The organism is Microcoleus sp. BR0-C5 (assembly GCF_036705045.1).
In the GTDB taxonomy this organism is placed as follows: domain Bacteria; phylum Cyanobacteriota; class Cyanobacteriia; order Cyanobacteriales; family Microcoleaceae; genus Microcoleus.
Window position 1 is genome coordinate 1 of sequence record NZ_JAUBTR010000136.1, and the last position, 7,311, is coordinate 7,311.

Here is a 7,311-nt window from a genome sequence, read left to right on the forward strand (position 1 = left end):
GTGTCCTGTGGTAACACAGGCATCGACTCTAATTAACTGAGAGGGGCGGGGAATAATATCCCCCCTCGACTCACCCCAAAGGGGTAGGACTAAAGAAGGACAGTAAGGCTAAGGGCAGGGCTGTTTCATTCTCGGATCCGATCGGCAAAAGTAAAAGCGATCGCGCTATCTGATAAGATTTTCAACGATCGCTGAACAAGAAATATATATGCTGACTCTAATCCCATTTCTGAAAAAAGTCAATGACCCACGAAAAATGTCAGGAAAAAGACATCCCTTTTGGCTGATATTACTATTGGTTGTTTTGGGACTAATGTTCGGTTATTTGGGATATAAAGATATAGAAACCTTTGGTAAGTCTAACCAAAAACTGATAGTTAAAACTTTTCATCTCACAAGGTATCGAATACCATCTTATTCTACTATTAGACGGGCAATGATGATTGTGAATACCTCGGATTTAGTAGAATAATTTAATCAATGGGCTAGCCATTTTGCCACTCCAAACGACTTGAATGATTGGGTATCAATTGATGGTAAATCTCTCAGACCCACTTGCAATAACTCCGACAATAGTTCTCAAAACTTTGTGTCACTTGTGTCTTTATTTAGTCAGACAAGTGGTTAGGTTCTCAAACTACAAAATTTTCAGTACAAAAAAACTTCATAAATTGGACAGGTGCACGAGCTAGTAAGGAATTATCCTCTAAGCGGGCAAGTATTTACTTTAGACGCTTTGCACTGTCAAAAAAAGACAATTACTCTAATTAATCAGTCTCAAAATGATTATATTATCGCCCTTAAAGGCAATCAAAAAAACTTGTTGAAACACGCAGTCAAAATTACGGCAAATGAACCACCTAGAAGTCAAGCCCAATCGGTAGATATTAGTCATGGTCGTAACATAGTGAGAAAGGTATCTGTCTTTGATATTCCCCCTATGGTATCCCAGAGTTTTGAGAAATCAAAATGGAGTAAAATTACCAGTTTAATTAAAGTCGAAAGAAGCGGTACTCGTGGTAAAAAAGATTATGAGCACCTTGCCTATTACATCAGCAGCTTATCAGTACCAGCCGAAATATTTGCCTCAAAAATTCGCGGGCATTGGCTTATAGAAAATCAGTTACATTGGGTGAAGGATGTATTCTTTAAACAAGATACTTGGCCTCGACATAACTACACAGCAGTCACTAATTTATCGGTTCTGACAACCATTGCTCTTAATTTTTACCGATTTTTAGGCTTTTCATCATTAAAAATCGGGCAAAGGTGGCTAAACTATGAATTTTAAAAGCTCATATTTTTACTCAGTTAAAATTGTATATTAGCTCCCTAATCCGCTCAGAATTATAAAAATAAAGTTTTCAACCTCAAGGAGAGCAAGGAAAACGGTTTATTCAACTATCAATAAAATTGATAGTTTGATTTTTAGCGTTCGAGTCGGACATTAATGTTTTCATTCTCTTATTTTAGCACAGCTAAAATAAGAGAATGAAACAGCCCTGCCTTAACTGGGGGATTTTTATGTCTAGACACCCACTAGACATATATTAGACAAGTGACGCAAATTTTCTAGAAATACTAAATACACTAGACAACTACTAGACAAGATGCTAACATTTAACTAGACGATTACTAGATAGTTACTAGACATGACAGACAGAGTACAGCTTAACTTGAGATTGGACGGCCGCCGTGACTTGCTCGAAACCATTAAAGATGTCGCAGCAGCAGAGGGATTGAGCGTCAATGCTTGGGTAGTGCGAACTTTAGAGCAAGCGGCCAACCAGGCAATATCAGCGCCGCCAATTCAACATCAAACACAAGTGTCCGAAATTTCGGACATCGAACCAGTGCTAGACAAATTGATAGACAGTAAGCTAGACACTCTGCTAGCGGTTAAATTAGCAGGGATTGAGGAACGGCTGGGAAAATTGAGTGCCTGAGTGACGGCAATGATGAATCACTCAGGCAGGAATTGAAAGCGGCCAACAAGCAACTTGCAGAATGGGATGCAGAACTCAATCAGTTACACGAGCGCAATGGCGATTTGGGGCTGAAGGTTCAAATGTTGGAGCAAGAGCTCAAAGAAGCACGGCGCGATCGGGAAGCAAATAAAAAATCGGCTCCGACCGTCGCAAAGTTTCCAGAGCCAGCCGACTTACTCAACCAGTTAAAAGCGCAGCGCAAAAAGTCGAGGGCCGAACCGGCAGACATGGAGGTAATTTTAGAAATACTTTCGTCCTGACCGATCGCCCGGAGAAGGGGTGGAGTTAAAGCAAAAAGTGGTATATACCGGAGCGGTTTATATACCACTCTTATATACCACTGCCGATAAATTGCACAGATGGCTAAAAAAGCGGATAGCATCAAAGCCTTGTGGAGTAAGGAATGTACGGAGAGGGTGGGATTTGAACCCACGTTAGAGTTACCCCTAAAGTAGATTTCGAGTCTGCCTATTCAAGAGCGCTAACCCTTGCACGATAAGATGTGTACGAATCTAGACTCAAATAAATGCTGTTTGTATACCATTTTCGTATACCATTCCTGAGTAGAATTAATCTCTGTTTGGAGAGGGAAGTATGTACCCAGCGGCACATTCTGAGTTTCGGTGGCTCAATCTTCAGGTGCAGCGACACCGAGTCAGGCCCTACTACGCGGCGCGCTTGCATCAGAGATTTGGGCGCTCGACTGTCGGACTCGGTTCTGACGAATTTACAGCCCTGGTCTTGGCACGCAAGCTTGACGGCGAAATACAGCGACTGGTTGACGGCGCTGAAATAATCGATTTGGAGTATCTGCGAACTTTTGTTGGGGAATTAAAACCGCTGCTAGCTAGTAGCGACAAAGCTTCTCTGCGTATAGTTCGCAAAGACGAACTTTCACTGCTGTGGAAAAAGTATGTTGACTTTCACCGAGCACTAGGTGCGTGGGAACAAACTTACATCAACAATGAAATTACCCATGTTTCTAGACTGCTAGAAAAATGTCCGTTTAAGCGACTAGAGGACAAGTCGGAGATTCTTCAGTGGATACTTAATGACACAAAACGCTCGGCTGCTACCTCGAAAAAACGGTTCATGCACTTAACTGCGGCAGTTGACTGGCATAGCAAGCAGGGTAATATACCTCGCAAGTGGGGTATCGAGTATCGTGATGTTTTGGGGTCGGTCAAAATCAGCGGCAAGAAAAAAGAGAAAAAAGAGATTGACGTGTACTCGGTTGATGAAGTTTACCGCATCTTAAATGCTCTTAAAGATGATACCCATTCTCGGTTTAAGGGCAAGCACAGTCAATATTACCAGTACGTTTACTTTCTTTGGTTGACGGGTTGCCGTCCCAGTGAGGCAATCGCTCTCAAGTGGAAGAATGTCAATATTGCAAGAAGAATCATAACTTTTTGCGAGGCACAGGTACTGACTTCTGGTGGAAAGATTGTTTCCAAAGAGGGTACTAAAACAGAGTTTGTTCGGACTTTTCCCGTCAATCAAGAATTGCAAATTTTGCTTGAGTCAATCCCGCACCGGGAAGGTTTTGTTTTTACTAATGAGATGGGAAAACCTATTAGTCAAGCTGCTTTAAATGTTGTTTGGAAAACATTACTCAAGAGTCTTGAGATGCGATATCGCATTCCGTACAATCTGAGGCACACGATGATTTCGTACCACGCTAATAATGATTTTCCTATTCAAAAGCTAGCTAAGCTTGTAGGGAATTCGCCCGAAGTAATTATGCAGCACTATTTGCATTTTGATATTGAGCGCATTAATTTACCGGGCGTGGTGCAAGAGTCTGATATGGGGTGAATATTCTTGTTTTCTGTGACCCGCTACTTGGGCTACGAAGCGAAACAAAACTTTACAGTTCCTATGTTGACAAAGTGGCTGGAAAACACGATCGTTAAGTAACTGAGGAAGATTGATGCGCGACTGACTAGCGATTGAGCCCGCTAACCAAGTCACGACTTCCCCAACCGTTTATGCACAACGCTTGGAGCCGATAAATTATGACATTTTTAGACGATTGTCTTGACGGACGATCGCAACTCTTAATGATTGAGTTGGCGGGGTTTTGTCATGACTAAACCCATAGTCAGCTACCGTCGCATTGACCAACTCAAGGCGATCGCCTTTGACCGTGGCTTCACCAATGAAGACGCCAGACAGTTCGGGAAATTGTCTAAAACTGCTACGTGGGAATCGCTGCTAGAACTGTACCTGGTTGACGGGGAATCGCTTGACACAGTGAATGTAGACAGTGTAGATAGTACCGACAGCTTTGTAGACAAGAGACCTGAACCGCTTGACACACAAACTGTAGACAGTGTAGACACCCTTGATTGGACTAACGACGGTTCATTCCCTGTGTGCGGTTTCATCCGCCAGAATTCCACCAGCTTTTTAGACTGGGTTGACCTCTCTCAACTCATCGCACTTGTACTCGCATCGGCGGGAGTGTTTGTGCTGGCAATGTCTATGTGGCGTCAAATCAATCCTTTGAATTTATTTCCCTCCCCAGTTCGCATCAACATTCAAATCGGGACAAAATTATGAGCTTACAACTACGCCTATTTGGCGGCAATTCTGATGCTGGAAAACTGGCTGCCAGCAACGACGGCGGACACGCTATTGACAAATCAAAAGTCCTGGCAAGCACTGACACAAGCGTTATCACACCGCTAAATCCTGGTAACTTTGACTCAGTTCGTAGTGTTCCCGTAGTTCCCTCCCCGCGCTATTTCACGAAGGAAGAAGCGGACGCAATGAAGGATTTGGCAAAGGAGAAAACAGACGGTGCACGGCAGTCTAAACGCGCTTACAAAGCACTAGGAAAAATTGAAGTTGCAGACAAAACAGTTCATAAAGAACACCGCAAATATGAGGGTGTTGTGGCTGATAATGAACTGGGTAAAAAGCGCTCAGACACTCGACTAGCTAAGCACTTGCACAGTTTGCGTCCCGGCTATGCCCGACTGGGTTTAGGGATTGACAAGGCTGACAGCGATGCCAGAACTCGGATTGATGCAATCAAAGCCAAGCTCACCGGAGGGACTAACTAATGAAAGCGATGTATCTGGCTAACTACTTCGTTGCCGGATGCGTCGCTTTCTCCCTTTTAGGGTGGATAGCGAGTTTGCATCCGATGGCAATGAAAACCGTTTTATTTCTGTTAGCAGCAGTTGCAATTGCTTGGGGGCTGAGTTGGTTACTTGACTACTCCCTGAGCAAGTTGATTAAGATTTCAGTCACCGACTTACAAGCATTGTTAATAGGCGGTTTAGCCATGCTGTTGATTGGTTTGGGAGTGTTTCTATGCAGCTAAAACTGTTTGTGTTGAGTGCGTCCTCTGTCGTATTGTGGTTGATTCCACTAGCAGCACTAGACAAAAAGCTAGACACCCACAAGGCGTTGCAAGGTGTCAGTTTATGCGCTGCGATTGCTTGTGCAGTGTCGGCTGGCAACATCGCTCGGCAATTAGCTGATGAGGGAGAAATTGAGGAACTTAAAACCCGCGCTATTAAGGCTGATGTAGAGGATGAAATCTCTACTAGCGTCTATATTTCGCAGCAACAAAGACAGCAGGAAGCTGAACTTATACTGGCAAGCCCTGGTGCTGATGTGGAAGCCAGCCGAAAAGCGCTGGAAGCTATATATAGCAGCGACTTGCAAGATACCGCTTCCGCTTCCGAGCATCCAGATTTTCCTATATACTTGGAAATTTGTAAGTCGAGGGAAGCGGGTAAGTCTGTGACTTGGATTGTTGAGAATGTACTGAAAATGGGAGGGCGCAAATTTGCAGATGGCAAGGTAAAATTAAAGTCAATTTTGCAACAGTTTGAGGGGAAACTCAATGAGTGAATCACTACAACTAGGAAGCTTCCGAGTGATAGGAACTAAAACAGAAATTACAAACACCTTGGCATTTTTAAGAACTAAGGGTTGCGTGTGGAATGGCAAGGAAAAATATTATGCTCAACGGGGTGACGCAAATAAGTTTGCCTATTACCTAAATAACGTAAGAACACCGCTTGTAATAACATCCGCACCCACAGCACCCAATCCCAGCGAACCACAACCGAAACCCTATGACGCGGTACTGGGTGGCAAAAGGCGATCGAACCAAACTTGAGGTAAAATTCAAGACAAGTAAAACAGTCCTAGCCCCGCAAGGGTGGCCCTAGAAACAAGGGTGCTCTAGGTTATCTGTTAAGACCAAATAGGCAATTGGTGGAGTCCCAAGCTGTGGCGACACAGCTTAATCTATAGACGACTCTCAGCCGTTTAGACTGAGAAAAAGCTTTGGAATTAGAAAGAGTAGGCGCAAGATGTTCGGCTTGAGTGGGTTTTTGAAATATCCTTAAGCAAATTTCTGCGGGAATCTTTCCAAAGTAGAGTCATGCGGGAGGGCGGATCTAAGCAGAGTCCGAGAAACTGGCAGCTACGCGGGCTGCGCGTACCAAGGATGCAACACACCAATTTACAAACCCTAAGCTGAAGAACCCATTGGTACGGGGAAACTGGCTTTTTTCACCATGCTTTTTGGTGAACAAGAGCTAGGTTCCAAATTTTAGCTATTTCAAAACCCACAAACAACAAAAAACCGCTGCCTTCAATTGGAACCTGACGTGCAACGGCTTTTTGAAACTTATAAACATTCAACCTGTCCAGAGGACGGGCTAAATCCATGTATTCAAATAATACATCAAATTCCGAATCTCAGCTAGTTCGCGTCTCCAAAGAAAATCCTTGCCTGCACTGTGGCAAACCTGATTGGTGCTACTTCATCGGCGAGCTTTCTGTTTGTAACCGCGACCAACAGCCCGCTACTGGTTGGGAGGCTACTAAAAAGTCTGATGCTGACGGTCACTTTTTCTACGCTCCAATTCAGAAAGCAGTCCGTCCTGCTCAAACTCGCTACTGGGAATATCCAGACCGCGACGGTTCCCCGCTAGTCAGAGTGCGTCGGATGGATTTCGGCGACGGTCGCAAAAAGGATATCAAGCAGCAGCACTGGGACAAAGACAAAAACAATTGGGTGATGGGTCTGGGCAAAGTTGAACGCGCCAGCATCCCTGTATACCGCCGTGCCGATGTTCAAAAGGCGATCGCCGACAGTCAACAAATTTTTATTGTTGATGGCGAATCTTGCGCTGACATTTTGTGGGATTTAGGTTTCGCCGCTACTACTAGCATCGGTGGCATGGGCAAATGGCGAATCACTGACACAAGCGATTTACAACCCACATTCCGCAGTTCTGGCTTTGATGACTAAGGATTTTCATACCTTCACTGTAGGAAAAATATCTGTGCC

Annotated in this window: 9 protein-coding genes and 1 pseudogene; all 10 read left to right on the forward strand. The window is 44.1% G+C overall.

The window, feature by feature from the left end; translation table 11 throughout:
• The first annotated feature begins 208 nt into the window (after window positions 1-208).
• The 10 genes and pseudogenes from QUB08_RS32265 (at window position 209) to QUB08_RS30875 (ending at window position 7,272) form a co-directional block, all read left to right on the forward strand.
• Window positions 209-1,291, forward strand: a pseudogene (locus QUB08_RS32265) (ISAs1 family transposase).
• Window positions 1,292-1,652: 361 nt separating this feature from the next.
• Window positions 1,653-1,946, forward strand: a complete 294-nt coding sequence (locus QUB08_RS30835) for a hypothetical protein (protein WP_333229972.1) — start codon at window positions 1,653-1,655, stop codon at window positions 1,944-1,946.
• A 32-nt stretch (window positions 1,947-1,978) separates the two neighbouring features.
• Window positions 1,979-2,248 (forward strand): flagellar alpha dynein, encoded by a 270-nt coding sequence (locus QUB08_RS30840; protein WP_333229974.1) that lies wholly within the window; start codon window positions 1,979-1,981, stop codon window positions 2,246-2,248.
• Between the two features lie 334 nt (window positions 2,249-2,582).
• Window positions 2,583-3,806 carry a site-specific integrase gene (locus tag QUB08_RS30845; RefSeq protein ID WP_333229977.1) on the forward strand — a complete coding sequence of 408 codons (1,224 nt, stop codon included), beginning with the start codon at window positions 2,583-2,585 and terminating at the stop codon, window positions 3,804-3,806.
• 270 nt (window positions 3,807-4,076) lie between these two features.
• Window positions 4,077-4,553 carry a hypothetical protein gene (locus QUB08_RS30850; protein WP_333229980.1) on the forward strand — a complete coding sequence of 159 codons (477 nt, stop codon included), beginning with the start codon at window positions 4,077-4,079 and terminating at the stop codon, window positions 4,551-4,553.
• A complete protein-coding gene (locus tag QUB08_RS30855) occupies window positions 4,550-5,059 on the forward strand; it encodes a hypothetical protein (protein WP_333229982.1) in 510 nt (169 codons plus the stop codon). Before QUB08_RS30850 ends, QUB08_RS30855 begins: the two co-directional genes overlap by 4 nt.
• Window positions 5,059-5,322, forward strand: coding sequence for a hypothetical protein (locus QUB08_RS30860; protein WP_333229984.1), 264 nt, complete (start codon window positions 5,059-5,061; stop codon window positions 5,320-5,322). Before QUB08_RS30855 ends, QUB08_RS30860 begins: the two co-directional genes overlap by 1 nt.
• A complete protein-coding gene (locus QUB08_RS30865; protein ID WP_333229985.1) occupies window positions 5,313-5,858 on the forward strand; it encodes a hypothetical protein in 546 nt (181 codons plus the stop codon). The genes QUB08_RS30860 and QUB08_RS30865 overlap by 10 nt, the downstream gene beginning before the upstream one ends.
• Window positions 5,851-6,129 (forward strand): hypothetical protein, encoded by a 279-nt coding sequence (locus QUB08_RS30870; protein WP_333229986.1) that lies wholly within the window; start codon window positions 5,851-5,853, stop codon window positions 6,127-6,129. Before QUB08_RS30865 ends, QUB08_RS30870 begins: the two co-directional genes overlap by 8 nt.
• Window positions 6,130-6,684: 555 nt before the next feature.
• The gene (locus QUB08_RS30875; protein ID WP_333229989.1) at window positions 6,685-7,272 is read left to right on the forward strand and encodes a hypothetical protein; all 588 of its coding nucleotides are present in this window, start codon (window positions 6,685-6,687) and stop codon (window positions 7,270-7,272) included.
• Window positions 7,273-7,311: the final 39 nt, after the last annotated feature.